The 26,531-nt window shown below is 71.6% G+C and carries 26 protein-coding genes; 11 read left to right on the top strand and 15 right to left on the bottom strand.

Going from position 1 to position 26,531, the window contains the following annotated elements; genetic code table 11:
- Nucleotides 1-249 precede the first annotated feature (249 nt).
- A complete protein-coding gene (locus EUA94_RS12000; protein ID WP_129427106.1) occupies nucleotides 250-726 on the bottom strand; it encodes a tyrosine-type recombinase/integrase in 477 nt (158 codons plus the stop codon).
- Between the two features lie 833 nt (nucleotides 727-1,559).
- Between EUA94_RS12000 and EUA94_RS11995 the strand changes: the two genes are divergently transcribed.
- On the top strand, nucleotides 1,560-2,444 hold the full coding sequence (locus EUA94_RS11995) for an NmrA family NAD(P)-binding protein (protein WP_129427105.1): 885 nt from the start codon (nucleotides 1,560-1,562) through the stop codon (nucleotides 2,442-2,444).
- Nucleotides 2,445-2,493: 49 nt separating this feature from the next.
- Here the strand turns inward: EUA94_RS11995 and EUA94_RS11990 are convergent, their stop codons facing one another.
- Both EUA94_RS11990 and EUA94_RS11985 read right to left on the bottom strand, forming a co-directional pair.
- On the bottom strand, nucleotides 2,494-3,705 hold the full coding sequence (locus EUA94_RS11990) for a class I SAM-dependent RNA methyltransferase (RefSeq protein ID WP_129427104.1): 1,212 nt from the start codon (nucleotides 3,703-3,705) through the stop codon (nucleotides 2,494-2,496).
- Nucleotides 3,702-5,753, bottom strand: a complete 2,052-nt coding sequence (locus EUA94_RS11985; protein WP_129427103.1) for an APC family permease — start codon at nucleotides 5,751-5,753, stop codon at nucleotides 3,702-3,704. The genes EUA94_RS11990 and EUA94_RS11985 overlap by 4 nt, the downstream gene beginning before the upstream one ends.
- 56 nt (nucleotides 5,754-5,809) lie before the next feature.
- Between EUA94_RS11985 and EUA94_RS11980 the strand changes: the two genes are divergently transcribed.
- Nucleotides 5,810-6,472, top strand: a complete 663-nt coding sequence (locus EUA94_RS11980; protein WP_129427102.1) for a potassium channel family protein — start codon at nucleotides 5,810-5,812, stop codon at nucleotides 6,470-6,472.
- 43 nt (nucleotides 6,473-6,515) lie between these two features.
- Nucleotides 6,516-7,187 carry a potassium channel family protein gene (locus EUA94_RS11975; protein ID WP_129427101.1) on the top strand — a complete coding sequence of 224 codons (672 nt, stop codon included), beginning with the start codon at nucleotides 6,516-6,518 and terminating at the stop codon, nucleotides 7,185-7,187.
- 20 nt (nucleotides 7,188-7,207) lie between these two features.
- Here EUA94_RS11975 and EUA94_RS11970 read toward each other — a convergent pair whose 3' ends face one another.
- Genes EUA94_RS11970 through dut form a run of 4 tightly spaced genes read right to left on the bottom strand, consistent with a single transcriptional unit; the run spans nucleotide 7,208 to nucleotide 9,417 of the window.
- Nucleotides 7,208-7,918, bottom strand: coding sequence for a DUF3159 domain-containing protein (locus tag EUA94_RS11970; protein ID WP_129427100.1), 711 nt, complete (start codon nucleotides 7,916-7,918; stop codon nucleotides 7,208-7,210).
- A complete protein-coding gene (locus tag EUA94_RS11965) occupies nucleotides 7,915-8,277 on the bottom strand; it encodes an OB-fold nucleic acid binding domain-containing protein (protein ID WP_129427099.1) in 363 nt (120 codons plus the stop codon). The genes EUA94_RS11970 and EUA94_RS11965 overlap by 4 nt, the downstream gene beginning before the upstream one ends.
- 3 nt (nucleotides 8,278-8,280) lie before the next feature.
- On the bottom strand, nucleotides 8,281-8,919 hold the full coding sequence (locus tag EUA94_RS11960) for a DUF3710 domain-containing protein (RefSeq protein WP_129427098.1): 639 nt from the start codon (nucleotides 8,917-8,919) through the stop codon (nucleotides 8,281-8,283).
- 39 nt (nucleotides 8,920-8,958) lie between these two features.
- Complete coding sequence (dut, locus tag EUA94_RS11955) at nucleotides 8,959-9,417, bottom strand: dUTP diphosphatase (protein ID WP_129427097.1); 459 nt, start codon at nucleotides 9,415-9,417, stop codon at nucleotides 8,959-8,961.
- A gap of 27 nt (nucleotides 9,418-9,444) precedes the next feature.
- On the opposite strand from dut, the gene EUA94_RS11950 reads away from it, so the two are divergent.
- From EUA94_RS11950 to EUA94_RS11940, 3 genes are all read left to right on the top strand, one after another.
- On the top strand, nucleotides 9,445-9,912 hold the full coding sequence (locus EUA94_RS11950; protein WP_129427096.1) for a DUF3093 domain-containing protein: 468 nt from the start codon (nucleotides 9,445-9,447) through the stop codon (nucleotides 9,910-9,912).
- A gap of 10 nt (nucleotides 9,913-9,922) precedes the next feature.
- A complete protein-coding gene (locus tag EUA94_RS11945; RefSeq protein WP_129427095.1) occupies nucleotides 9,923-10,246 on the top strand; it encodes a DUF4235 domain-containing protein in 324 nt (107 codons plus the stop codon).
- A 329-nt stretch (nucleotides 10,247-10,575) separates the two neighbouring features.
- On the top strand, nucleotides 10,576-11,193 hold the full coding sequence (locus EUA94_RS11940) for a helix-turn-helix domain-containing protein (RefSeq protein ID WP_129427094.1): 618 nt from the start codon (nucleotides 10,576-10,578) through the stop codon (nucleotides 11,191-11,193).
- A 12-nt stretch (nucleotides 11,194-11,205) separates the two neighbouring features.
- On the opposite strand, the gene EUA94_RS11935 is transcribed toward EUA94_RS11940, so the two are convergent.
- From EUA94_RS11935 to EUA94_RS11925, 3 genes are all read right to left on the bottom strand, one after another.
- Nucleotides 11,206-11,496, bottom strand: coding sequence for a DUF4193 domain-containing protein (locus EUA94_RS11935; protein ID WP_056600397.1), 291 nt, complete (start codon nucleotides 11,494-11,496; stop codon nucleotides 11,206-11,208).
- Between the two features lie 243 nt (nucleotides 11,497-11,739).
- Nucleotides 11,740-12,552 (bottom strand): inositol monophosphatase family protein, encoded by an 813-nt coding sequence (locus EUA94_RS11930; RefSeq protein ID WP_242494820.1) that lies wholly within the window; start codon nucleotides 12,550-12,552, stop codon nucleotides 11,740-11,742.
- On the bottom strand, nucleotides 12,549-13,661 hold the full coding sequence (locus EUA94_RS11925; RefSeq protein WP_129427092.1) for a ferrochelatase: 1,113 nt from the start codon (nucleotides 13,659-13,661) through the stop codon (nucleotides 12,549-12,551). The genes EUA94_RS11930 and EUA94_RS11925 overlap by 4 nt, the downstream gene beginning before the upstream one ends.
- A gap of 57 nt (nucleotides 13,662-13,718) precedes the next feature.
- Between EUA94_RS11925 and EUA94_RS11920 the strand changes: the two genes are divergently transcribed.
- Nucleotides 13,719-15,023: a D-arabinono-1,4-lactone oxidase gene (locus EUA94_RS11920; protein WP_129427091.1), complete on the top strand. Its 1,305-nt coding sequence runs from the start codon at nucleotides 13,719-13,721 to the stop codon at nucleotides 15,021-15,023.
- A gap of 9 nt (nucleotides 15,024-15,032) precedes the next feature.
- Here EUA94_RS11920 and EUA94_RS11915 read toward each other — a convergent pair whose 3' ends face one another.
- Nucleotides 15,033-15,668, bottom strand: coding sequence for a trimeric intracellular cation channel family protein (locus tag EUA94_RS11915; RefSeq protein ID WP_129427090.1), 636 nt, complete (start codon nucleotides 15,666-15,668; stop codon nucleotides 15,033-15,035).
- A 91-nt stretch (nucleotides 15,669-15,759) separates the two neighbouring features.
- Here EUA94_RS11915 and sepH point away from each other — a divergent pair, with 91 nt between their 5' ends.
- Together sepH and EUA94_RS11905 are read left to right on the top strand one after the other, a co-directional pair.
- Nucleotides 15,760-16,725, top strand: a complete 966-nt coding sequence (gene sepH, locus EUA94_RS11910) for a septation protein SepH (protein ID WP_129427089.1) — start codon at nucleotides 15,760-15,762, stop codon at nucleotides 16,723-16,725.
- A gap of 3 nt (nucleotides 16,726-16,728) precedes the next feature.
- Complete coding sequence (locus tag EUA94_RS11905) at nucleotides 16,729-17,565, top strand: MOSC domain-containing protein (protein ID WP_207210514.1); 837 nt, start codon at nucleotides 16,729-16,731, stop codon at nucleotides 17,563-17,565.
- A 3-nt stretch (nucleotides 17,566-17,568) separates the two neighbouring features.
- Here EUA94_RS11905 and EUA94_RS11900 read toward each other — a convergent pair whose 3' ends face one another.
- On the bottom strand, nucleotides 17,569-18,720 hold the full coding sequence (locus EUA94_RS11900; RefSeq protein ID WP_340640860.1) for a sulfurtransferase: 1,152 nt from the start codon (nucleotides 18,718-18,720) through the stop codon (nucleotides 17,569-17,571).
- 54 nt (nucleotides 18,721-18,774) lie between these two features.
- Between EUA94_RS11900 and EUA94_RS11895 the strand changes: the two genes are divergently transcribed.
- Nucleotides 18,775-19,428 carry a thymidine kinase gene (locus EUA94_RS11895; RefSeq protein ID WP_129427088.1) on the top strand — a complete coding sequence of 218 codons (654 nt, stop codon included), beginning with the start codon at nucleotides 18,775-18,777 and terminating at the stop codon, nucleotides 19,426-19,428.
- A 56-nt stretch (nucleotides 19,429-19,484) separates the two neighbouring features.
- On the opposite strand, the gene EUA94_RS11890 is transcribed toward EUA94_RS11895, so the two are convergent.
- From EUA94_RS11890 to EUA94_RS11880, 3 genes are read right to left on the bottom strand one after another with little or no spacing between them, the layout of a single operon-like run.
- Nucleotides 19,485-20,612, bottom strand: coding sequence for an alkaline phosphatase family protein (locus EUA94_RS11890; protein WP_242494819.1), 1,128 nt, complete (start codon nucleotides 20,610-20,612; stop codon nucleotides 19,485-19,487).
- Entirely contained in the window at nucleotides 20,609-21,190 is a 582-nt protein-coding gene (locus tag EUA94_RS11885) for a DUF5998 family protein (RefSeq protein ID WP_129427087.1), read from the bottom strand. Before EUA94_RS11885 ends, EUA94_RS11890 begins: the two co-directional genes overlap by 4 nt.
- A 38-nt stretch (nucleotides 21,191-21,228) precedes the next feature.
- On the bottom strand, nucleotides 21,229-23,937 hold the full coding sequence (locus EUA94_RS11880; protein ID WP_242494818.1) for a bifunctional acetate--CoA ligase family protein/GNAT family N-acetyltransferase: 2,709 nt from the start codon (nucleotides 23,935-23,937) through the stop codon (nucleotides 21,229-21,231).
- Between the two features lie 103 nt (nucleotides 23,938-24,040).
- On the opposite strand from EUA94_RS11880, the gene EUA94_RS11875 reads away from it, so the two are divergent.
- Nucleotides 24,041-26,527, top strand: coding sequence for a DNA gyrase/topoisomerase IV subunit A (locus tag EUA94_RS11875; protein WP_129427086.1), 2,487 nt, complete (start codon nucleotides 24,041-24,043; stop codon nucleotides 26,525-26,527).
- Nucleotides 26,528-26,531: the final 4 nt, after the last annotated feature.

Here is a 26,531-nt window from a genome sequence, read left to right as displayed (position 1 = left end):
GTGGTCATCACGGCACCTTCCCCGCTGACACTCGTCAGCGCGTCAGGCCGGAAACACCGTTAAATCCACAGTCCCGATCGCTTGGCGATCGTCCCGCTGATGGCACGTGAACCGATCGGCGAAGAGCGCCTGACCTCAGTGACCAAGGGCAATGCGGTCCCGGCAGCGGACGGAATCACCTAGACCCTCCGTGCAGCCCGCGTTACGCTGCGCCGCGGCGTCCAGGTGTCGGCACGAAGCCGGCGCTGGTTATAGGCCGAGGTCTTTGCTCGAGGTCGTTGCGAGCGCCACCAACGGGCGGATGTAGCGGTTGACGACAACGGTGAGGTCCCTGTGGCGGGTCTGGGCGGCGATCTGGTGGAGCGGCACACCGGCCCCGGCGGCTTCGGTGGCGTGGCCGGCGCGCCGGGAGTGGGCCGTGATGCGGGTGCCGTCGAGGCCGGCGGCGACGGCACGCTGGCGGAGCATGCGGGCGACGACGTGGTTGCCGAGTGGCTGGTCGCTGATTCGGCTGGACCAGACCCGTGTGAACAGGGCACCTGGTTGGTCACCACGGATCATGAGCCACGCAGCGATCGCGGCGATGGGGTCGGTGGCGGCGTGGGTGCCGTGGGCGACCGCGACGACCTGCCCGCGGTGTTCTTGGTCGGTCTTGGAGTGCCGGATGCCGCCGGGCTTCGCCTCGACGTCCGCCAGAGTGAGGGCGACGAGTCCGGAGCCGCGCATGGCGGAGGCGTAGCCGAGCACGATTCGCGGCGTCGCGGGCTCCGATCGCGGTGCTGCGGTCGATCGCCTCGATGATCTGACGGATCTTAAAGACGGTGAGCGGGCGGACTTGGCGCCGCGGGGCGGTGCCGTACGTGCGGCGCAGGCCGAGGCGGACCTGCCGGACGAGTTCGTCCTTGGCGGGATTAGCCAGTCCGTGCTGGCGGTGCACGTGGCGGATGGCGGTGCAAACCATGTTGAGTGTGGTCACGGCGGTGCCGTGAGTGGCGCACTCGACCAGGTAGGCGGCCAGGGACGGCGGGGTCGGCCGGCAGAGCAGGGATCCCGCGGTTGGTGCACCAGCGTTCCCATACCCGCCAGCTGTGCGCGTACACGACAAGGGTGCTCTCGGCGTGGGCGGCGTCGAGCGCGGCGGCGACGCGGAGCGCTTCGTCGAGGGTCAGACCGTGAGGTAGGCCCGTGGCAAGGGCACCGGTAGTGGACGCGAACGAGGTGGTGTCATCGCCGGGTTGTACCGGCGCACCCCCGCGGTACCAGGAGACGGGCCGATCCACTCCCCCGGCGCTGGTCTGTCGGGCGGGCGGCGCCAGAACCTCGGTAAGCACTGACCTTTCGACGCCGCGCTGAATCCAACTGCCACCGAACCGCGACCGCGCCTGGATTCCTGTGGTCGACGACGCGCCACTGCGAGCCACGGTCTTCGCGTCGTTTGACGCGCATGGCTGTCGGGCATCGTCTGAGGTCTCCGCGTCGCCCCAGAGACCACGCTGGTCCATGAGACAACGGCGTTAGAGCTACCCTCGTTGTTCCCCAAAGAAGGCAGTGATGCCCACATGACTGCGCCTCAGATCACCCCCACATTGCTGGTCACCGGCGCCACCGGGAACGTCGGTTCACGGACCGTCGAGCTGCTTCTCGCTGCCGGGGTCCGGGTGCGCGCCGCGGCCTCGAGCGTCGAGTCTGTCCGCTGCCGCTTCGGTGACCGCGTCGAGGCCGTGGCTCTGGACTTCACCGACCCAGCAACCTGGGAGCATGCCTACTCCGGGGTGCACCGGATGTTTCTCATGCGCCCGCCTCACCTAGGGAAGCCGAAGACGCAGATGCTCCCCTCGCTCGAAGTCGCGAAGGCGGCCGGGGTCGAGCACATCGTGCTGCTCTCACTGCAAGGAGCCGAGCACAACAAGGTCGTGCCCCACCACGCGCTCGAAGTCTGGCTGCGCGAGTCGGGACTGTCATGGACTTTCGTGCGCGCCGCCTTCTTCATGCAGAATCTCACCACCACACACCTCACCGACGTGCGCGACCGAAACACCATCATGGTGCCGGCCGGTGACGGCGCCACCGCCTTCGTCGACGTCCACGACGTAGCAGCAATCGCCACCGCTGCCCTGCTCACCCCCGAGCAGCACCACAACACCGCTTGGACCCCGACCGGGCCGCAGGCCCTGACCTATGCCGAGGTCGCGGAAATCCTGACCGATGTCCTCGGCCGGCCCATCAGCTACCCACGGCCCGGACTGGTCCGCTACGCCCGACACGCGCGCAAGGTCCTGGGGATGCCCTGGGGCATGGTCGCGGTCACCAGCGCGATCTACACCATCGCCCGGCTGGGTCGGGCCGGTGGTCTCACCGACGATGTGCTGGTCATGACCGGACATGACCCGGGGTCGTTCCGCGAGTTCGCCGAACGCGAGGCCGCGCGGTGGTACGCGACATAGCGCGCCCAAAGTGCGCCATATGGCGTTTGGTAGGGGCCTGGCGGCTTCATCACAATTCGCGTCGTCGCAGGTCAGAGCCGGTTTTCTCAAGCAACGCCACGCACTCGAGGTGGGTGGTCATCGGGAAGAGGTCGAAAACGCGGATCGCGGTGAGGGCGTAGCCGTGCTCGGCGAAGATCGCGACGTCGCGGCCGAGGGCGGCGGGATCGCAGGCGACGTACGCCACCGCGCGCGGGCGGCGGTCGACGACCTGCTCGACGACGGCGCGCTTCGCACCCTCGCGGGGCGGGTCGAGCACGACGAGGTCGAAGGGCTCGTCGAAGCCGGCCTTCAGGACCCGGTTCGTGGGACCACACTCGACGACGGCAGCCTTCAGCGCGGCCAGGTTGCCGCGCGCGTGCTGGCAGGCGGTGCGGTCGGCCTCCACGGCCACGACGCGGGCACCGGTGGCCTCGCCGACGAAGCGGGCGAAGAGGCCGACGCCGGCGTAGAGGTCGAGCGCCCGCTCCCCCGGCGCCGGGGCCAGGAGCTCCATGACCGTCTCGACCAGCACGCGCGGCGCCTCGGGGTGCACCTGCCAGAAGCCGTCGGCGGCGACGGAAAAGGGGTAGGTCTGATCGCCCGCTGAGACCTCGTGCTCGACGAGCGACCCGTCGACCGGTGAGTCGTCGGCCTGCAACGGTCGCGCGCCCTCGGCGGCGATCAGGCAGTCGTCGACGGCGACGAGCTCGTGGGAGCGGTGCGCCCGCATGGCCGGGCGGCCGTCCGGGAGCGCGGCGTAGCGCTGACGGGTGCGCCAGCGCAGGCCGTCGTCGGGGCGGCCCACCACCGGGACGGCCTCGACCCGCAGCCCGGTCACCAGGTCCGACCCGGCATCGAGCCGACCGAGGCGGACGAGCTGCTCGCGCACCACGGCGGCCTTGAGGTCGCGCTGGGCGGGCACAGCGACGTGCTGGAAGTCGCAGCCGCCGCAGAGTCCCGGGCCCGCAACCGGACAGGGGGCGTCGACCCGGTCCGCGGACGCGGACAGCACCTCGACGGCGTCACCGCGCCAGAACCGGTCGCCGTCCGTGCCCTCGGTGATCTCGACGACCACCCGCTCGCCCGGCAGCGCGTGGCGTACGAACACCACGCGCGACTCGGGCTCGGGGAGGCGCGCCACGCAGTGGCCGCCGTGGGCCACTGGACCGACCTCCGTCTCGAAGCGCTCCCCCACCCGTGAACGGCCGCGGGCCTTGCGAGGCCGGTTGGTCCGGCTCACAGATCGTCGTCCTGGCGGGTCGGCTGACGCGAGGTGACCCGACCGCGGCGGAGGTCGCCGGCGTGGACCCGCTCCTCGTCGCGCCTCTCGCGCTCCTGCGCGACCTGCGAGGACCGCAGCTGGAACGGCACCGAGATGACCATGACGCCGGGGGTGAAGAGGAGGCGGCCCTTGAGCCGCAGTGCGGTCTGGTTGTGGAGCAGCTGCTCCCACCAGCGGCCGACGACGTACTCGGGGATGTAGACCGCGACGACGCCGCGCGGGCTGGCCCGGCGGATCTCCTGGGTGTACTCCACGATCGGCCGGACGACCTCGCGATAGGGCGAGTGCAGCACCTTGAGGGGAATGTCGAGGCGTCGCTCGTCCCACTCCTCCAGCAGCCGGTTGGTGGCCTTGGTGTCGATGCTGACGTAGATCGCCTCGAGCACGTTGGGGCGCGTGGCGCGGGCGAACGCGAGGGCGCGCAGGGTCGGCTTGTGCAGCTTGGACGCCAGCACGATGGCGTGCACGCGGGTCGGCATCACCTTGTCCTGCTCGTCGGCCGCGAGCTCGAGCTCGACGCGCGCGTAGTGGCGCCCGATCGCCTGCATGAGCATGAAGAAGAAGCCCATCGCCAGGATCGTGATCCAGGCGCCGGCGAGGAACTTGGTGAGCAGCACGATGATCAGGACCACTGCCGTCATGCCGAGACCGAAGGTGTTGATCGCGCGCGAGCGCAGCATCCGGCGGCGGGCCGCGGGATCGCGCTCGGTCTTCAGGTGGCGCGTCCAGTGGCGGATCATGCCGAGCTGGCTCAGGTTGAACGACACGAAGACGCCGACGATGTAGAGCTGGATCAGCTTGGTGGTCTCGGCGTCGAAGACCCAGATCAGCAGGATCGACATGGCGGCGAGGAAGACGATGCCGTTGCTGTAGGCGAGCCGGTCGCCACGCGACCCCAGCGACCGGGGCGCGAGGCCGTCCTGGGCGAGGATCGAGCCGAGCACCGGGAAGCCGTTGAAGGCCGTGTTGGCGGCCAGCACGAGGATGATGCCCGTGACGGTGACCACGAAGTAGAAGCCCGGCGGGAAGTGGTCGAACACGCCGGCCGCGATCTGCGAGATGACCGGGTGCTGGTCGTAGCCGTCGGGCACCGCGTTGCCGGAGGCCGTACGCAGCCGGTCGAGCTCGTGCGGGTCGACGTAGCGGATCGTCATCTGCTTGGCGAGCACGATGACGCTCATCATCATCGAGATGGCGATCAGGGCGAGCAGGAGCAGGGTGGTGGCCGCGTTGCGGCTCTTCGGCTTGCGGAACGCGGGCACGCCGTTGCTGATCGCCTCGACGCCGGTGAGGGCCGCACACCCCGACGAGAACGCCCGCGCCAGCAGGAACATCAGCCCGACCTGGGTCAGGGGTTCGTCCCAGCCCGGCTGCGGCTCGATGATGAGCTGGGCGCTCTCGGCGTCGGGCAGGTCGCCAGTAAGCAACCTGAGCAGGCCGTAGGCGCACATGCCGAGGATGGCGACCATGAAGAGATAGGTCGGCACGGCGAAGAACCCACCGGACTCGCGTACGCCACGGAGGTTCATCGCCGTCAGGACCACCACGGCGATCACCGCGACGGTCGCCTCGTGACCGATCAGCCCGTTGATGGCACCGGCCGCGTACTGCGCAGCGGAGGAGATCGACACCGCCACGGTGAGCACGTAGTCGACGAGGAGGGCGCTCGCCACCGTCACCCCGGCGTTGCGGCCCAGGTTGACCGTCGCCACCTCGTAGTCACCGCCACCGGACGGATAGGCGTGCACGGTCTGGCGGTAGCTCGTGACCACGGTGAGCATCACCAGCGCCACGACGAGGCCGATCTTCCACGACCAGACGTAGGTCGACGTACCGGCGATTGCCAGCATGATGAAGATCTCGTCCGGGGCGTACGCCACCGACGACAGCGCATCGCTGGCGAACACGGGCAGGGCGATGCGCTTGGGCAGCAGGGTCTCCCCCAGCTGGCTGCTCCGAAGCTTCCGGCCCAGCAGGATCCGCTTGGACACGTCGCCGACACTCACAGGCGGGAAGCCTAGACCCGCACGCACGGGAAACCACGCTGGGCTACGGTTCAGGTGTGCACGTCGTGATCATGGGCTGTGGCCGCGTCGGTTCGACGCTCGCCCGCAGCCTCGAGGACCGCAACCACACTGTGTCGATCATCGACAGCGAGCCCGACTCGTTCCGACGGCTCGGCCCGGAGTTCAACGGCGACAAGATCACCGGCTACGGCTTCGACCAGCAGGTGCTGGAGAAGGCCGGCATCCGCCGCGCCGATGCCTTCGCCGCGGTCTCGAGCGGTGACAACTCCAACATCATCGCCGCGCGCGTCGCGCGGGAGACGTTCGGGCTCCAGCAGGTCGTCGCCCGCATCTACGACCCCGGCCGCGCCGAGGTCTACCAGCGGCTCGGCATCACCACGGTCGCCACCGTGAAGTGGACCGCCGACCAGATCCTGCGGCGGATGCTGCCGGCCGGCGCCGAGCCCGACTTCCGCGACCCGTCCGGGACGATCCGCGTCGACCACGTCCCGATCCCCGAGGCGTGGATCGGCAACCGCACGGTCGAGTTCCAGATGCAGTCGCGCAGCCGGATCGCCTGGATCGACCGGCTGGGCGAGGGCATGCTTCCGACCCGGGACACGGTCCTGCAGGAGGGCGACATGCTGCATCTCGTCATGCGCGAGGAGCACGCGGCCCACGCGTACGCCGTGCTCGAGTCCGGCCCCGAAGACGACTGACCCCCGACCCGAGATCCGACTGGAAGCCAGGAGCACTGCACACATGCGCGTCGCCATCGCCGGAGCCGGAGCCGTGGGTCGCTCGATCGCGCGCGAGCTGATCGACAACGGCCACCAGGTCCTGCTCATCGACAAGAACCCGTCCTCGATCCGACCCGAGCGGGTCCCCAACGCCGAGTGGCTGCTCGCCGACTCCTGCGAGCTGTCGTCGCTGGCCGAGGCCCAGCTCGGCAAGTGCGACGTGGTGATCGCCGCCACCGGCGACGACAAGGCCAACCTGGTGACGTCGCTGCTGGCGAAGACCGAGTTCGGCGTGCCGCGTACGGTCGCCCGGGTGAACCACCCCAACAACGAGTGGCTCTTCACCGAGGCCTGGGGTGTCGACGTCAACGTGTCGACACCGCGCATCATGTCGGCGCTGGTGGAGGAGGCCGTCTCCATCGGCGACTTGGTGCGGCTGTTCACCTTCCGCCAGGGCAACGCCAACCTGGTCGAGCTGACCCTGTCGGCGGACTCCCCCTACGTCGGCACGCCGGCCGGGCTGGTGCCGTTCCCCGACAACTGCGCGCTCGTCACGATCCTGCGCGACGGACAGGTCTACACGCCGGACGCGGAGCAGCCCCTGGAGTCGGGCGACGAGCTGCTATTCGTCATCGGGGCCGAGGTCGAGTCCGAGCTCGAGCGCCTCCTCTCCCCCAGCCAGCACCACGCCTGAGCCGGCACTCGTACGTCCGCTCAGGCGGGCGCGGCGTCGGGCGTGACGGGCGTACGGTCGCGCGACAGCAGCCAGACCATCGAGCCGAGCGCGGCGAGCTGCAGCGGCCAGCCCAGGACGATCTTCGAGACGCCGAGGACGGCGACGGCAGTGTCGGGGTCCATGGATCCCGAGCTGCCGGCGAGCCAGATCGGCGCCTGGACGGCGACCCGCAACAGACAGGGCGCGACCAGCAGCCAGGTGAGCCGGCTGCAGAGCTTCACGATCTGCCGGTCGGAGTGCCACGCGGTCGCGTCGCCGGTGATGCTGCCGACCATGAAGCCGACCAGCGGCCAGCCGATCAGGCAGGTGAGGGCGAGCACGACGGCGTACCCGCCGTTGTAGAAGATGCCGGGCAGGAAGTAGGCCAGCGCCTGGTCCTGCTCCGAACCGCCCGCCGCGGCCGAGCGGTGCACGAAGTACCACCCGATGGCGATCCCGAAGAGCGCGTTGACCACGAACTGCACCGTCGAGCGCTGCACGAGACGCACCGCCAGCAGCACCAGCGCGGCGCCCACGCTGATCGTCAGCGCGAGGTCGAGGTCGCGCTGGGTCAGCCAGGTCAGGGTGAACAGGATCGTGGGGACGGCCGCCTCGGCCATCCCGCGCCGGCCGCCGAGCGCCTTGGAGAGCTGCTGGCGCACCACGGCCTCGACCGTCTCGGTCCCGGGCGCCGGTGTCGCTTCCGTCACGGACGCAGCTCGTAGCGGGGGTTGAACATCAGCGGGACGCCGCCCTGGCGTCCGATGCACCCCGCCACGGTCATCGACCGGCCCGGGTCGACCCCGGTGATCCGCCGGCGACCGAGCCACACGACGGTGATCACGCCGGAGCCGTCGTCGAGCTCTGCCTCGAGCGCCGGCACTCCACCGCGCGGGCGCAACGTCACCGTGCGCAGCACGCCGTTGACGACGACCTGCTCCCGCTCCGGCGCGTCGGCGATCGCGACGGCCTCGTCGGTCGTGTGCGACTGGCGCAGGTCACGCTGGTTCTGGTCGGAGCTGTCGGCCCACTTGGACAGCGCCTGACGCAACCGGCTCTTCTCGGCCACGGCTCACCTCACCCGACGGGCGTCGTCCGGCAGCGTCACGACGAGCGGCTCACCGACGGGCATCGCCTGCTCGCCCCGTCGTACGACGACCTGGGCGAGCGCGTCCTCCCAGTCGGAGGCGTTGTCGGGGTCGATCGCCGGACGTCCGAGGAAGGACGCCCGGAGCATCCACCGCGCGCCGTTGATGCCGATGATCCGCGACGGCTGGGTCGCGTCCGTGCCGTCGGGACGCTTGACCGGCATCTGGCACACCAGCTCGGTGCCCCAGCGGCCCTCGCGCTCGGTCGTCTGGCCACCGCGCCGCGCCATGTCCTCGGCGATCTGGGGGCGTACCTCCGACCACAGGTCCCCGTTGCGGGGTGCCGCGAACGCCTGGAACTCCAGCGCGCCGTCGGAGCCGGCGAGCATCACCGAGCGCACCTGGCCGCTCTGCTCGTCGACCTGGAGGCGCAGCTCGCGGTCGGCGATGGCGGGGACCAGCACGGACCCGAGGTCGGCCCGGTCGATCCCGTCGCCCTCGACCTGCGAGACGTCGTACGGGCCTGCGGTCGACCCGGCAGGGTCGGCGGCACCGTCCGTCGCCGTCTCGGCGGTGGTGTCGCCGGCGGCGGGGTCGGCCTCTGCCTTGCGGCGGAACTTCACGTCAGCACTCCTTGTCGATCGACCCGAGAAGGTTCCGGCTCAAGGACGCGAACCGGTACCTGTAGAACCGTAGCCCCCGGCGCCGCGGGGCGAGTCGGGGAGCACCCCCACCTCGACGAACCGCGCCCGCTCGAACCGCTGCACGACCAGCTGGGCGATCCGGTCCCCGCGCGCGAGGGTCACCGACTCCGTTGGGTCGTGGTTGATGAGCAGCACTTTGATCTCGCCGCGATAGCCGGCGTCGACCGTGCCGGGCGTGTTGACGATCGAGAGGCCGTGGCGGGCCGCCAGGCCCGAGCGCGGGTGCACGAGGGCGACGTAGCCGTCGGGCAGCGCGATCGACAGCCCCGTCGGCACCAGGGCACGCTCGCCGGGGGCGAGGGTGACGTCGATGGTCGTGTGGAGGTCGGCTCCGGCGTCGCCGGGGTGGGCGTACGACGGCAGCGGGAGGTCCGGATCGAGGCGGACGACGGAGATGTCGAGGTCGTGGTCGGGCACGAGGACTGAATCTATAGGCTCTGCGCCGTGGACTACGCCGAACGCCTCACCGTCCCGCTGCGCTGGTGGGCGCAGGGCACGATGCTCGTGGCGTCGATGTGGCTGGCCGTCCTCGTCGCCACCGAGGAGGTCGGCGAGTGGATCGCCTGGTCCGTGGCCGGGATTGCCCTGACGATCATGGTGGCGCTGCTCGTCGGCTACGGCCGCGCGCGGGTCGCCGTCGAGGGGGACACCCTCCGCGCCGGCCGGGCCCACATCCCGCTCGAGCACGTGGGCGAGGTCACGGCGCTCGACGCGGAGGGCGTACGGCGCCTCGCCGGGGTCGACGCCGACGCTCGGGCGTACCTGCTGCTCCGGCCCTACCTCAAGCGCGGCGTCCGGATCGACATCACCGACCCCGCCGACCCCGCGCCGTACTGGCTCGTGAGCTGCCGGCGCCCGGAGGCGCTCGTCACGGCCGTCGGGGTGGGCCGGACCGCGGGACGCTCTGGATAGGGTGGTCGACATGGCCTCTCCCTCGAACAGCAAGTTCTACTCGGCGTTCTCGCTGGCCGCCGCACTCGGCGCCGCGGCCGTCGCCAAGAAGGGGCTGAACACGTCCTGGCGGGCCGCGACGGGCAAGAACCCGCCGGCCAACCCCGCCGACCCCGACGTCAGCCTGCCCGAGGCCATCATGTGGGCGGCCCTCAGCGGCACCCTGATCGGCGTGGCCCGGATGCTCGCGACCCGACGGGCCGCCACCTACTACGCCAAGTCCACCGGCCACCTCCCGCCGCAACTGCAGAAGGACGGCCAGGACGCCAAGAACGCCCCGGCCCCCACCTCCTGACACGCTCCCCTCGCCCCGCCCCGCCCCGAGCCCTCCCTCGGAGCACGCGCCCTATTCCTTGCGCCCTTGCCCTTGAGTCTCGGAGCGACTCAAGACTCGGCAGTGTCTTGGTCAGCCTCCAGGCCCCGCACTTGCCGTTGAGTCTCTGAGGGACTCAAGGCCAAGTGCCCGGAGGGGACCGTGCCCCGGGGTGCCCGTCGTGGGCCACCAGGTGTCCACAGGCGTCCCGCTACGTCGCCGACCGGCACGGCTGTGGAGATCGGTCGAGAGTTGTCGTACGTCCCGCTTGTGATGGTCCGACCGACCGATCACAACAGGGGGCAGTGACGATGAGCAGCACGGCGTACCGCGATGACTTCGCGGAGTGGACCGAGGCGGAGTGGGAATGGTTCAGCATGGGGCCGTTCGACGGAGGCATCCCCGGGCTCGTACGCCGGGTCAGGCGGATCCTCGACGTGTCCCAGCGCGGGCTGGCCGCGCTCCTCGACGTGTCGCAGTCGGTCGTCGCCCGCTGGGAGACCGGGCGCACGAGCCCGCGCGCGAACGTCCTGAACTACTTGCTGGTGATGGCAGGGCTGCGGTCGAGCGTCCACGACGAGGAGACCGGCGTCGAGGTGGAGCCGATGCGCGACGACGGGGCACGTCGGCACGGTGGGAACAGGTTCCCGGCGCATACCGACCTGCGGGTCGTGGGCTGGTGGATCCCGGGCTACGTCGAGTCGACGATGGCCGAGTACGGGCACTGGCGCAACCGCTCGCGGGCCCGTCGGGACCCGATGATCCGGTCGACGCTGTGCCCGCACATACGTCGGCTCGAGCGCCTCATGTACGGCACCCCGGACGACCATCCCTCGCTGCAGCAGCTGGTGGCGGAGGCGGAGCACCTCGACGATCGGCGGGAGCAGAGACGACTCAGCGCCCGAACCCCCGTCGGGGCCGGACGCTGAGTGTGATCGTGCTCAGATGCAGTCGCGGCAGATGAGCTTCTTCTCATCAGCGAGCTGCGAGCGGTGGTGCACCAGGAAGCAGCTCATGCAGGTGAACTCGTCGTCCTGCCGCGGCATGACCTCGACCGCCAGCTCCTCGTGCGAGAGGTCGGCACCGGGCAGCTCGAATGACTCGGCCGCCTCGGTCTCGTCCTCGTCGACCTTGCCGGAGTTCTTGTCGTGGCGTCGGGCCTTGAGCTCCTCGATGCTCTCCTCGCTCTGGTCCTCCTCGGACTTGCGCGGTGCGTCGTAGTCGGTAGCCATCGAATCCCTCTCCCCATACGGTGGTCCCGGAATCCGGCCAGTTCGTGGCGCGGCGGTGTGGGACCGAGTTGTGCTCGTCGTCGGCGCCAGATTGTGCACCATGAACCGGTCCTGTGGTGAGCCGGTCCGCAACGTGTCGCCTGAACAGTGGGGCACGTCTCCCTATTCCCGCAATCCCACGTTCGCGTCACTACCCGTTCGGGCGGGCAGCGGTCGGGCGTCGTGCGACCCGCGAGCGGGGCCTCAGGCCACGAAACCGGTTTCCCTCAGCACCTCGACGAAGGAGTCCCAGCCGTCGCTCGGCGAGGCCACCACGACCGCGACATCGGGCCAGCCCTCGAGCTCCATGGTGCCGGCGAGGACGTCGAAGCGACCGCCAGCCTCGCGCAGCACGACCGCGGCCGCGGACCAGTCCCAGGGCTGCGAGCCCTCCTCGACGTACGCGTCCGCCGAGCCGTCGGCGACGTGGCAGATGTCCAGGGCGCTCGAGCCGATGCGGCGGATGTCGCGGACGGCCGGCAGCAGGAGCGCCAGGCACCGCGCCTGGTGGGTGCGGACCTCCGGGCGGTAGCCGAAGCCGGTCATCACGAGTCGCTGGGCGACGGGCGGGCTCGGGCGTACGGAGATCGTCGTGCCGTTGCGGGTCGCGCCGTGGCCGAGCGCGGCGGCGTACTCGACGTCGGCACCGATGCCCACGACGGCGCCCGCCACGAGCACCCCGTCCTGCTCGGCGGCGACGGACACGGCGCAGTCGCGGATGCCGTAGAGGTAGTTGACCGTCCCGTCGATCGGATCGAGGATCCAGCGCACCCCGCTCGTGCCCGCGTGGTCGTCGCCCTCCTCGCCCAGGATCGCGTCGTCGGGTCGCTCCCCGAGCAACCGGTCGCGCAGCAGCTGCTCCACGGCACGGTCGGCGCGCGTCACGACGTCGGTGGCGCTCGACTTGGTGTCGGCCACGTCGACGCCCTCGTCACGCATCCGCCGCGCGAGCTCGGCTCCCTCGTGGGCGACGGCGACCGCCAGGTCCCGCAGCACCGCTGCGTCGACGGCGCTCACGAGTCGGACCCGCATAGCGCCGGTCGGGGACCGCGCGGGTTGGGACAGCAGCCGACGCCGCAGACGTCCGGTCCGGGGGACCACGAACCCACCGCGGACCGCTCCGGCTGCTCGCCACGCTCGGCCGCGGCACGCTCGAGGACCAGGTCGCGCACCATCGCCACGAAGCGCGGGTCGACCCCGGCGGTCGCGGCTCGCACCACCGTCATGCCGAGGCGCTCGGCGGTGGCCGTCGCCTCGGTGTCGAGGTCGAAGATCACCTCCATGTGGTCGGACACGAACCCGATCGGCACGAGCACCACCTCGGACACACCGTCCGTCACGAGGTCCTCGAGGTGGTCGTTGACGTCGGGCTCGAGCCACGGCGTCGACGGGGCGCCCGAGCGCGAGCAGTAGACGAGGTCGTGGCGGTGGGCGCGACCCGTCACGGCCCGCACCCGCTCCGCGACCACGTCGGCCGCGCTGCGGTGCTGGGCGACGTACGCCGGACGCGACTGGCCGGCCGGGTCCTCCGACCCGCTGGACTCCGCCATCTCGGTCGGGATGGAGTGGGTGACGAAGACCAGCCGCGCGCGGTCACCGCCGTCCGGCAGCTCGGCGAGCGACGCCAGGACGGCATCGACGACGGGCTCGATGAAGCCGGGGTGGTTGAAGTACTGCCGCAGCTTGTCGAGGCGCGGCGCCCCGGGGGTCTGCTCGACGGCGTCGAAGAGGTTCTCGCGGTACTGCCGGCACGACGACCACGAGGAGTACGCCGACGTGGCGAACACCGCGGCCCGGCCGACGCCGTCGGCCTTCATCGCGGCCAGCGTGTCGGCGAGGTAGGGGTCCCAGTTGCGGTTGCCGAAGTAGACCGGCAGGTCGATCCCCTGGTCGGCGAAGTCCTTCTCCAGCGCCGCGATCAGTGCCCGGTTCTGGTCGTTGATCGGGCTGCGCCCGCCGAAGAGGAAGTAGTGCTCGCCGACCTGCTCCAGCCGCTCGCGCGGGATGCCGCGGCCGCGGGTGACGTTCTCGAGGAACGGCACCACGTCCTCCGGCTTCTCCGGCCCCCCGAAGGAGAGGACCAGCAGGGCGTCGTACGGCGTCACGTCGGGGCGCGCGGAATTCATGTCGCCAGCCTAGGTGGGCCCGGCCCAGACCGGCCGCCGGTCCCCTAGCCTGCGGTCATGACCACCTGGCGCAACTGGTCCGGACTCGAGGAGGCGACCCCGCAGCGGGTCGAGACGCCGACGTCGCTCGACGCGGTCGTCGACGTCGTACGCCGCGCGCGTGAGGACGGCACGACCGCGAAGATGACCGGCACCGGCCACAGCTTCACCGGCATCGCAGCTCCGGAGCACACCCTCCTGCGCCCCGAGGGCCTCACCGGTGTGCTCGAGGTCGACCGCGAGGCGATGACCGTGACCGCCCGCGCCGGCACCCAGCTCAAGGACCTCAACCTCGCGCTCGAGCGGCTCGGCCTGTCGCTGCACAACATGGGCGACATCGCCGAGCAGACGCTGGCTGGCGCGACGTCGACCGGAACCCACGGCACCGGCGGCACGGCCGCGGGCCTGGGCGCCCAGCTCGCGGGGCTCGAGCTGGTCACCGCCACAGGTGAGGTGCTGCGGGCGTCCGCCCAGGACAACGCCGACGTCTTCGAGATGGCGCGGGTCGGCCTCGGCGCCCTCGGCATCCTCACCAGCCTGACCTTCCACGTCGAGCCGCTCTTCGTCGTCGAGGCGCACGAGCAGCCGATGACGTGGGACGAGGCGCTGGCGTCGTACGACGACATGGTCGCCGCGGCGCACCACGTCGACATGTACTGGTTCCCCCACACCGACCAGATGTTGGTGAAGCAGAACGTCCGCACCGACCTCGCTCCGGGCGAGCAGGAGCCGCCGTCCGCGCTGGCGGCGTGGTGGGAGGACGACTTCGTCTCCAACTCCGTCTTCGGCGCCCTGTGCCGCATCGGGACGCGCGCACCGTCCCTGGTCCCCCGGATCAACCGGGTGGCGGGCCGGGCGCTGTCGGAGCGCCGCTACAGCGACCTCGCCCACCGGGTCTTCGTCAGTCCGCGCCGGGTGCGCTTCCGCGAGATGGAGTACGCCGTACCGCGCGAGGTGGGCCTCGACGTGCTCCGTGAGTGCCGGCGGGTGATCGAGGCCAGCGACTGGCGGATCGCCTTCCCGGTCGAGGTCCGCACCGCCCGGGCCGACGACGTGCCGATGTCGACGTCCCACGGCCGGGACAGCTTCTACCTCGCCTTCCACGTCCCGCAGGACACAGACCACCGCGGCTACTTCGGCGGGCTCGAGCCGATCCTGCGCGAGGCGGGCGGGCGGCCCCACTGGGGTAAGGTCCACACCCGTACGGCCGCCGACCTGGCGCCGGCGTACGACCGGTTCGACGACTTCCTCGCGATGCGCGAGCGCCTCGACCCCGACCGGGTCTTCACCAATCCCTACCTGCGGCGCGTGCTCGGCGCCTGACCCGGCGACTCAGACGTTGGCCGGCCCCTTGGGCAGCGGCGCGCGCCAGCCCCGGACGAGTGCGAGCAGCCGGAAGCCGAGGCAGGTGCTGAAGCCGGCGGCCGCGACGACGCCGAGGGGCAGGTCGGCCCGGTCGAGCAGCACCGCGACCAGCGCGCCGGTCAGGGCCGGGGTGGCGTAGAGCGCGCCCTCGAAGATGACCGGGACGCGGCCCGCCAGCACGTCGCGCAGGATCCCGCCGCCGATGCCGGTGACCATGCCGAGCAGCGCGGCGGGCAGCGGGCCGAGGCCGTAGTCGACCGCCTTGAGCGCGCCGGTGACGCAGAACAGGGCGAGTCCGAAGGCATCGAAGAGCGTCACGACCCGCTCGAGGCGGCCGATGACCGGGTGGAAGGCAAAGGTCAGCAGGCCGGCCGCGACCGGGACCATCAGGTAGCGCCAGTCGGCAAGCGCCGCCGGCGGGGTGGCGCCGATCAGCACGTCACGGACGAAGCCACCGCCGAGACCGGTGACGCCACCGAGGACGAGCGCGGCGAAGAGGTCGAGGTTCTTGCGGACGGCCACCAGCGCGCCCGTGACGGCGAAGACGAAGATGCCGACCAGGTCGAGCACGACGAGGGTCGTGGCGAGCTCCGTGGGTGGCACATCGGAAGGCTAGGGCACCGCCCTCGACACCCGTCGGCGCGCCGCGGGAGCAACCGTGCCGCGGGGCCGCGCTGGCGTAGGCTCGCTGACCATGGCCAAGCTGACGTTCACCGGTCGCAGCGGGGACGGCAAGCGCCTGCTGCTGGTGGACGAGTCGGGCCAGGAACACTCCCTGGCGATCGACGCCAGGCTCCGTCGTGCCCTCACCGGCGCGCCCGCAAGCAACGGTCAGTTGGAGATCCCGATGGAATCAAGCCTCCGCCCCCGCGACATCCAGATGCGCATCCGCGCCGGGGAGACTCCCGAGGCGGTGGCCCACGCCGCCGGGTCGTCGGTGGAGAAGATCATGCCGTTCGCCGCCCCCGTCATGGCCGAGCGCGCCCACGTGGCCCAGCAGGCCCAGCTCGCCTCCGTACGCCGCCGCGCGAACGAGTCCGGTGCCCGCACCCTCGGCGAGGCGGTCAGCGCGCACCTGCGCTCACACAACGTCGACCCGAGCGTCGCCGAGTGGGACTCCTGGCGACGCGAGGACGGTCGCTGGACCCTGACCGCGTTGTACGAGGTGGCGGGCCGCACCGGCACCGGGACCTTCTCCTTCGACCCGCGCGGCAACTTCGTGACCGTCGACGACGACGACGCGCGCTGGCTGGTCGGCGACGGCACGCCGGAGAGCGCGGCAGCCGACGAGGACCCCGCGGCCGACGACCTGGCCGCTGCCCGCCAGCGCCGGCTGAGCTCTGTTGGTGGCGACGAGCCCGCGTTCGGCGACGACGCGATCGAGATGGTCTCCGACGGCGAGTCGGCGACGGAGACCACCATGGAGCTGCGCGAGACCCCGGGCGAGACCCTGGGCACGGAGCAGCCCGTGGAGGCCTACCTCGACGACCAGCCCGCCGACGCTTCCGACGAGCCCACCCCCGAGACCACCGCCGAGCCCGACACCGAGGAGCCGGCCGCCCACACCGCGCCCGAGCCCCGCCGGCCCGCGAAGAAGCGTGGCCGCGCGTCGGTGCCGAGCTGGGACGAGATCATGTTCGGCGGCGGCAAGAACGACTGAGCCGTGCGGCTGGTCGGGCTCAACGTCCACCCCCTGAAGTCCGGTGCGATCCGACCCGTCTCCTCGGTCGACGTGCTGTCGGGCGGCCTGGACGGCGACCGGAGGTGGATGGTCGTCGACGGTGACGGCAGCCTCGTCTCCGCGCGCGAGGTGCACGCGCTGTTCCACGTCGTGTCCGACACCCCGGTCACGGACGCGACGGTCACGGGTGCGCTACGACTGAGGGCGCCCGGCCTCCCCGACCTGCACCTCGACGAGCCGGTCGGTGAGCCCGAGGCGGTCCGGCTGTTCTCGCTGGACCTGCGCGCCGTGCCTGCCGGACCCGACGCCGACGGGTGGCTGCGGTCCGCCCTCGGCCGCGACGACGTACGCCTCGTCTGGTGCGACGACCCCACGCGACGGACGCTGCAACCCGGCTACGCCGAGCCGGGCGACCATGCCGCCTTCCCCGACTCGTTCCCGGTCACGGTCGCCTCGCTGGCGTCGCTGCGCCAGCTCAACGACTGGGTCGTCGAGCGGGCGCTCGACCTCGGCGAGGAGCCCCGTGACCCGCTGCCGATCGAGCGGTTCCGCGCCAACCTGGTCGTCGACGGCGACGAGCCCTTCGCCGAGGACCGGTGGCGGGTGCTCACCGTCGGTGGCGTGCGGTTCCGGGTGACGAAGCCGGTCGACCGCTGCGTGATGACCACCATCCACCCGCAGACGCTCGAGACGGCCAAGGAGCCGATCCGCACCCTGGCGCGGCACCGGCTGGTCGACGGCAAGACGATGTTCGCTGCGCACCTGGTGCCGCTCGACGAGGGCCGGATCGCCGTCGGCGACGACGTCCGCGGCGAGTGAGCGTCAGCCGGTCTCGATCGGCCGGTCCGGGTCGGTGATCCAGCCGCTCCAGCTGCCGGGGTAGAGCGCCCCCCTGATTCCGGCCACCTCCATCGCGAGCAGGTCGTGGGTGGCCGTGACGCCCGACCCGCAGTAGGCAGCCACCGAGTCCGACGCGTCGGCGCCGACGCGGGCGTACGCCTCGCGTAGCCGGTGCGCTGGCAGAAATCGGCCGTACTCGTCGAGGTTGGCGGTGGTCGGCACGTTGACCGCGCCCGGGATGCGACCGGCGACGGGGTCGACCGGCTCCGTAGCCCCGCTGAAGCGTTCCGCGGCACGGGCGTCGACGAGGACCTCCACGCCGAGCACGTCGTCGGCCTCCACCACCGGCATCCCCTTGTCGGGCGACACCGTGAAGTCGCCCGGCTCCGCGTGCACAGCGCCCGACTCGACCGGTAGCCCGTCGGCCAGCCAGGCCGACCAGCCGCCGTCGAGCACCCGGACGTCCGGGTGGCCGTGGAACCGCAGCAGCCACCAGGCCCGCGCCGCCCCGCGACCCTGCCAGTCGTCGTACGCCACCACGGGCCGGTCGGCGCGCACGCCGGCGCGACGCATCGCCTCCTCGAAGCGGGTCTCCTCGGGCAGGGGGTGGCGGCCACCCGCGCCGGGCGGGTCGGCCAGGTCGCGGTCCATGTCGACGTACGCCGCGCCGGCGACGTGCCCGGCCGCGTGCTGCTCCCCACCGAGCGGGCCGCCCATCAGGTAGCGCACGTCGATGACCGTGAACCGGTCGAGGTTCCCGGCGAGCTCGCGCGGGCTGATCAGCGGTCCGCGGCGCAGGACCCCGAAGCGGTCGATGGCCTCGATCTCCGCGGCGGCGACGGCCGCGAGCTGGACGAGCTCGGCGCGACGACGCGCAGGATCGGACTCGGCCAGCGCCTCGAAGACCTCCTCGAGCAGGATCGCGTCCCAGGAGTGGGCGCCGGTCTCCATCCGGGCGTCGTTGATCGCCTTCCACCGGTCGGCGATCCTGCCGAACGGCTCGGACCCGGCCGGACCGATCGACGGGTGGTCCTGCCGCCCCCAGCGGGTCACCTGCCGGCGGCGCTCGGCGGCGATCTCACCGGCGATCGCGTCGATCCGGGCGCCGTCATCTTTTTCACGGGCGTCGTCCATGCCCGGCACGGTAGCCGCCGGGTGACCCGAACCCTGTGGCAAGATCGCCCGGTCATGGCTGAACTGCACTTCTTCACGGGCACGATGGACTCCGGCAAGTCGACGCTGGCGCTCCAGACCAACCACAACCATGCGGCCCGCGGGCGCGTCGGCCGGATCTTCACCACCCACGACCGCTCCGGCACCGCGAAGGTGTCGAGCCGGCTCGGCCTGACCCACGATGCCCTTGAGGTCGACGCGGACTTCGACTTCTGGCGCTACGTCGTCGACACCCTGACCCGCGGCGGACGCATCGACTACCTCATCTGCGACGAGGCCCAGTTCTACGCCGCCGACCAGATCGACCAGCTCGCCAAGGTCGTCGACGAGCTCCAGATCGACGTCTTCGCGTTCGGCATCCTCACCGACTTCCGCTCGCACCTGTTCCCGGGCAGCGCTCGCCTTGTGGAGCTCGCCGACCGGATGAACGTGCTCCAGGTCGAGGCGCTGTGCTGGTGCGGCAAGCGCGCCACCCACAACGCCCGCACCGAGAACGGCGCGATGGTCGTCGAGGGCGAGGTCATCGTCGTGGGCGACGTCGACCAGGCCGACGAGCCGCCGGCCGACGTGGCGTACGAGGTGCTCTGCCGCCAGCACCACCGGCGCCGGCTCACCGCGGCGCGCGCCAAGGCCGTCAGCCTGGCCCCAGAGCCGCTCCCCTTCGGGTGACTCGACCTCGAGTCTCCCAGAGACTCAAGGGCAAGGACGCCCGTCGGCGACCGGCCTCAGCCGACCAGGATGGGGATCAGCATCTCTGTCGAGGTCAGCGATCCGTGCAGCCCGACCAGGGTGTCCTCGTAGGCGAAGTCGCGCGACGACATCACTGCCGTGTCGCCCTGGCACGCCACCATCACGTCGCCGAGCCGGGGCAGCACGCTCGGCTGCACCGCCCCGAACCAGCCGCGCGCGATCGCGTCCTCCCGCGTGAGGACCGTGGCGCGGTCGCCCAGCACCTCGCGCCAGGTGTCCACCACGTCGGGCACCGCGCGGGCCGAGCAGTAGAGGTGCCGGAATCGGGCCTCGCCGCCCAGAAGCGAGACGCCGTCGCGCATCCCGTGGACCTCGTCGACGTCGATCCGGGCCTCGCGCGGGCTGTCGATCATCCCGTGGTCGGCGACCACGAGCAGCCGGGTCGACGCGGGCAGGGCCTCGCGCATCTGCTCGGCCTCGGCGTCGACCATCGCGAGCTGCTGCAGCCACTGGGTCGAGGCGACGCCGAACTTGTGGCCGGTCCAGTCGAGGTCGGAGTCGTAGACGTAGGTCAGGGACGGGTGGTGCGCCGACGCGCTCACGGTAGCCGCGATGCGCTCGCCGACGCGGTCCGCGCCGACGTACGTCGCCCCGCGCTGCGAGGCGAGGGTCAGGCCCGAGCCGTCGAAGTCGCGCTTGTTCACCGCCGTGACGTGGACGCCCGCGCGCGAGAGCCGCCCGAGTGCCGTCGGGTGCGGCTGCCACTCGAGCGGGTCGATGTCCTTGTCCCACCAGAGGTGGTTGAGCAGCCGGTCGGTGCCGGGGATGCGGGCGGTGAAGCCGACGAGCCCGTGCGCGCCCGGTGTCAGGCCGGTGCCCAGGGAGGTCAGTGACGTCGCGGTCGTCGACGGCACCCCGGCCGTACCGGTCGACCCGCCCGCGACGAGCGAGGACAGGTACGGCGCGACGTGGCCGTAGCGGGCGAGCAGCTCCGCCCCGAGGCCGTCGACGAGGAACACGACGTACGACGACGCGTCCGGCAGCACGAACCCGGCGGGGTGACCGTCGAGCGGCACGCCCAGCGCCCGGGCGACGGAGGGCACGACGTCGGCCAGCGACCGGTCGCCGTAGGCCGGCTCCGTGAAGGCCAGCGGGCTGTTCACCCGCGGGTGCGGGCAGACAGGGCGTCGGCGAAGGCGAGCAGCGCGGCGACGGCGTCGGCGCCCTCGGCGGCGGCGGAGACCCGCAGGGTGTAGTCGTCGCCGGCGATCGTGCCGGTGTAGCCGTGGTCGGCGTCGCACTCGGGGTCCGAGCAGGCGGCGGGCTCGAGGTCGACGCGGCCGACGCCACCCCACCCGATGGTCAGCACGGCCTCGGCCGGCGGGGCGACTCCCGCCGTCGGGTTGGCGATCATCCGGGTCACGACCACGGTGCGGATCGACGTCAGGGTGACCGCCTCCGTCGTGGTGGAGGTGTAGGGCTCGGGCAGCATGTCGTCGCCCGGGTGCTCGTCGGTGTGGGCGATCACGAGCCGGGTCGACGTCAGGAGGAGCGCCGTCAGGTGCCGGCGTACCTCCTCGTGGTCGAACGTCGTCTCGTGGTGCACGAAGTAGGAGAGGACCTCTTCGCCACCCGCCGCGGCGAAGACGCCGTCGGCGACGACCTCGGGGTAGTAGCCGGTGCGGTGGATCGCCTGACGGAGGTCGTGGGAGACGTCCGCGTCACGGGTCGAGCGGGGCATGCGCCCAGTCTGTCACGCGCGACCGCGGCGGTCTCCGGTCAGTCGGGGATCGTGTCGCCCGGCATCGTGCTGAGCCGACGTACGAACCAGTCCGACCGAGGATCCTTCACCGGCTCGACGCGCACGCTGGCGCCGAGGACGGTCGCGCCCGCGGCGCCGGCGAGCACCAGCGGCAGCTGCAGCGCCCGCACCTGCGGCAGGTCGTGCTGGAGCTGCGCCACCTGGCGCACCAACCGCTCGATCTCCTCGACGTCGACGATCTCGCTGCCGCGGTAGCCGAAGAGCAGCGGCGACGCCTTGATCTCGCGCACCATGTCCTGGGCGTCGTGGTCCGCCAGCGGCGGGATCCGGTAGGACCGGTCCCCCAGCAGCTCGGTGAGCGGGCCGCCGATCCCGAACGACAGCACGGGCCCGAAGAGCGGGTCCTCCATCGTCGCGATCGTGATCGGGACACCCGGCGGCGCGTTGCGCTGCACCACGAATCCCGCCCGCTCGGGGTCGGTGATGAGCTCGTTGAGCGAGCGCCAGGCGCCGGCCATGTCGTCCGCGTCGTCGATGTTGCGCCAGACGTGGGCGAGGTCCGGACGGTCGCGGAGGTGCTCGGCGGTCGCCTTGAGCACGACGTCCCAGCCGAGCCTCTCCCCCGCGGTCGTCGCCTCGTCGAGGGTCTGGACGGCGTACGTGTCCCAGAGGTCGATGCCGTAGGCGCGCAGCAGCACGTGCTGCTCCTCGAAGTCGAGGTCGCGGCCCTCCGGGTGATTCATCAGGACCTCGTTGACGAGGTGGCGTGCGGCGTCGAGGTCGGCAGGGACGAGGTCGGTGAAGGTCGACTGCGGGACCCGCAGCCACACGGCGTACTCGACGACGTGCGCGAGCGCTCGTACAGCGGCCTCGACGGCGGGGTACGACGGCACGGACCCGCGGCCCGCCGACGACCCGGCGACGTCGGGCACCCGCAGCAGCTCCGGGACGCCCTCGGTGCCGAGGAAGGTGGAGACGATCGGTTTGTCGGACTGCTCGCCGACCGCGGCCAGCACGTTGGCGACGTCCTCGCGCGCGCCGGCGACGTTGAGCGGCGGGATGAAGATCGCGACGACCGCGTCGACCTCCTCGTCGTCGATCGCGCCGTCGAGGGCGTCTTCGAAGTCCTCGGCCGTGGCGTCCGCGCCCAGCGGGACCTGCTTGTTGACGACCAGCCCGACGGAGTTGGCGGCATCGGCGGCGAGGAGCCCGAGCGCGTCGGAGTTGCCGACGATCGCGACCCGGCGTCCGCGAGGGAGCGGCTGGTGGGCGAGCAGCTGGGCGACGTCGAACATCTCCTCCAGCGACTCGACCTGGATGATCCCGGCCTGGCGGAACATCGCGTCGACCGCCTGCGCGGGCGCGGCGATCTTGCGCACCGCGTGACCCATCGGCACGCCCTGCGAGCTGCGCCCCGAGCGCACCGCGACGATCGGCTTGCGGCGGCTGACGCGACGGGCGACGCGGGAGAACTTGCGCGGGTTGCCGATGGACTCGAGGTAGAGCAGCACGACCTCGGTGGCGTCGTCCTCCTCCCAGTACTGCAGGAGGTCGTTGCCGGAGACGTCGGCACGGTTGCCCGCACTGACGAACGTCGTCAGGCCGAGGCCGCGGTTCTGCACCTTCTCCAGGATCGCCGAGCCGAGCGCGCCGGACTGGCAGAAGAAGCCGGCGCGGCCGCGCGGCGGCATCACCGACGAGAGGGACGCGTTGAGCGAGACATCGGGGTCGGTGTTGATGATCCCGAGCGCGTTGGGGCCGATCAGGCGCAGCCCGTACGACCGTGAGAGGCCGACGAGGCGACGCTGCCGCATCCGGCCCTCCTCGCCCGTCTCGGCGAAGCCCGACGAGATGACCACGAGGCCGTGGACGCCCTTGGCAGCGCAGTCGAGCACGACGTCCTGCACGGCCTCGGCCGGGACCGCGACGATCGCCACGTCGACGTCGCCGGGGATCTCGGCGACCGTCTTCCACGCGGGCATGCCTGCGACGGAGTCGGCGCTGGGGTTGACCACGTGGATGCGGCCGGCGAAGTTGCCGAGCACCATGTGGCGTACGAGGGCCCGGCCGATCGTGTCCTGGCGGCGGCTGGCGCCGATGATCGCGACCGACTTCGGCGAGAAGAAGCGCTCGATCGAGGCGTACTCCGCCCGGTGCTCGCGCTGCTCCATCACGCCGATGGCCGTGTCAGTCGGGTCGATCCGGAAGACCAGCTCCATCACGCCGTCCTCGAAGGCGCTCTTCACCTTGTACCCGGCGTCGCGGAAGGTGTGGATCATCGCCTGGTTGTCCGGCAGCACCTCGGCGACGAACTCCTCGACGCCGCGCTCGCGTCCGGCCTGCGCCAGGTGCTCGAGCAGCAGCTGCCCGATCCCGCGGCCCTGGTGCTTGTCCTCGACGAGGAACGCCACCTCGGCGTAGCCCGGACGGATCGTGTCGTAGCGGCCCACTGCGATCATGTGCCCGGCGACCAGCAGGATCAGTGCGACACGGTCGCGATGGTCGACCTGGGTGAACCGGTCGAGGTCGCGGTCCGACAGCTCGGGCATCGGCGAGAAGAACCGGTAGTACTTCGACTGGTCGGAGACCCGGCCGTAGAAGTCGACCAGCAGCTCGCGGTCCTCCGGCTGCATCGGCCGGATGTGCGCCGTCCGCCCGTCGCGCAGCAGCACGTCCGCCTCCCAATGGCGGGGCGGCTGCGCCTGCTCGGCCTCGACATCGGTCACGGAGCCAATCTATCGGCCCCGGAGCAGTCCCACGCGCCATCCGTCCGTCCTTACCGGCGAGCCCCCGACCCGCGGAGCCCGGGCACCGGGGAGAATGGCGCTCATGGCTCGACGTACGACGAAGGAACCCGTCCCGGACGACTTCGAGGAGCACATCCTCGACACCGACATCCGCGACGAGATGCAGACCTCGTTCCTCGAGTACGCCTACTCCGTCATCTACTCCCGGGCGCTGCCCGACGCGCGCGACGGCCTCAAGCCGGTGCAGCGCCGGATCCTCTACACGATGGACGACATGTCGCTGCGGCCCGACCGCGGCCACGTCAAGAGCGCGCGCGTCGTCGGTGAGGTGATGGGCCGGTTGCACCCGCACGGCGACGGCGCGATCTACGACGCCCTCGTCCGGATGGCGCAGCACTGGTCGATGCGGCTGCCCACCATCGACGGCCACGGCAACTTCGGCTCGCCCGACGACCCGCCGGCCGCGATGCGCTACACCGAGTGCCGGATGGCGCCGGCGGCCGTCGCCATGACGGCGTCCATCCACGAGGACACGGTCGACTTCAAGCCCAACTACGACTCCCGCGAGACGGAGCCGGTCGTCCTGCCTGCAGCCATCCCCCACCTGCTCGTCAACGGCGCCGCCGGCATCGCCGTCGGCATGGCGACCAACATCGCCCCACACAACCTCATCGAGGTCGTACAGGCACTCAAGCACCTCGTGACCCACCCGAAGGCCACGCTCGACGACCTGATGCGGTTCATCCCGGGTCCCGACCTGCCGACCGGCGGCAAGATCGTCGGCCTCGACGGGATCCGCGACGCGTACGAGTCGGGCCGCGGCACGTTCCGGATGCGCGCGACCGCGCGGATCGAGTCCGTGACGCCCCGGCGCAAGGGCATCGTCGTCACCGAGCTGCCCTACGGCGTCGGCGAGGAGCGCGTCGTCGAGCAGATCAAGAAGCTGGTGCTCGCCAAGAAGCTCCAGGGCATCGCCGACATCAAGCAGCTCGGCGACCGCCACCAGGGCCTGCGCCTCGTCGTCGAGATCAAGAACGGCTTCGTGCCCGAGGCGATCCTCGAGCAGCTCTACCGGCAGACGGCGCTGGAGGACACTTTCGGCATCAACGCGGTCGCGCTGGTCGACGGCCAGCCGCGCACGCTCGGCCTCAGGGAGATGCTCGACGTCTTCCTCGGCCACCGCTTCGACGTCGTACGCCGGCGCTCCTCCCACCGCCGCGCCAAGGCCGCCGACCGGCTGCACCTCGTCGACGGGCTGCTGATCGCGATCCTCGACATCGACGAGGTCATCCAGGTCATCCGCTCCTCCGACAACGCTGCCGCGGCCAAGGAGCGCCTGATCTCGGTCTTCGAGCTCTCGGACGCTCAGGCCGACTACATCCTCGACATGCCGCTGCGCCGCCTGACGAAGTTCTCCAAGCTGGAGCTCGACAAGGAGAAGGAGGAGCTCGAGCGCACGATCGAGTACCTCGACGCGATCCTCGGCGACGAGAAGCTGCTGCGGAAGGTCGTCTCCGACGAGCTCACCGAGGTCGCCAAGGAGCACGGCACCCCGCGCCGCACGGTGCTGCTGGCCTCCGCCGGCACGACCGTCACCGCGGCCTCCGCGACCCCGCTCGAGGTGGCCGACGACCCCTGCTTCGCGCTCCTGTCGTCCAGCGGCCTGCTCGCGCGTACGACGTCCGCGGCCGCGCCCGGACAGGGCGAGGGCCGCGCCAACCACGACGTGGTGACGAGCGCCGTACAGACGACGGCCCGCGGCGAGGTCGGCGTGCTCACGAGCCGCGGACGGCTGCTCAAGGTGGGCGTGCTGGACATGCCCGAGCTGCCCGACTCCGCCAACGACCCCAACCTCCAGGGCGGCCTGCCGCTCAGCGAGATCCTCTCCCTCGACGCCGGCGAGCGTGCGCTCGCGCTGACGTCGCTCGCGACCGAGGGGCCGGGCCTCGCCCTCGGCACCCGCGACGGGATCGTCAAGCGGGTCAACCCCGAGGTGCTCGCTCGCGACGAGTGGGAGGTCATCGGCCTCAGGGACGGTGACGAGGTCGTCGGCGCCGTCGAGCTCGTGACCGGCGAGGAGGAGCTCTGCTTCATCTCGACCGACGCCCAACTCCTCCACTTCCCCGCCTCGGGCGTCCGAGCCCAGGGCCGGTCCGGTGGCGGTATGGCCGGCATCAAGCTCGGCGCAGGTCAGCAGGTCGCCTTCTTCGGCGCCTTCGACCCCGCCGACGCCGTCGTCGTCACCGCGTCCGGCTCGTCGACGGCCCTGCCCGGCACCGAGGCCGGTGCCGTCAAGGTCACGCCCTTCTCGGAGTACCCCGGCAAGGGACGTGCCACTGGCGGGGTGCGCAGCCACCGCTTCCTCAAGGGTGAGGACATCCTCGTCGCTGCCTGGGCCGGACCGGCGCCCGCCCGGGCAGCGGCGGCGAGCGGTGCCCCCGTCGACCTGCCCGCGGCCGACGGCCGGCGCGACGGCTCCGGCATGCCCGCACCGCAGCCGATCGCTGCGATCGCCTCCCCCGTCGCGACCCAGGTCGCCGGCCGCGCACCCGACCCTGTGGAAGGCTGACCCC

It is taken from the genome of Nocardioides zhouii (assembly GCF_004137345.1).
In the GTDB taxonomy this organism is placed as follows: domain Bacteria; phylum Actinomycetota; class Actinomycetes; order Propionibacteriales; family Nocardioidaceae; genus Nocardioides; species Nocardioides zhouii.
The sequence above is the reverse complement of the archived record's forward strand: the minus strand, read 5'-3'. Positions and strand labels throughout refer to the sequence as shown.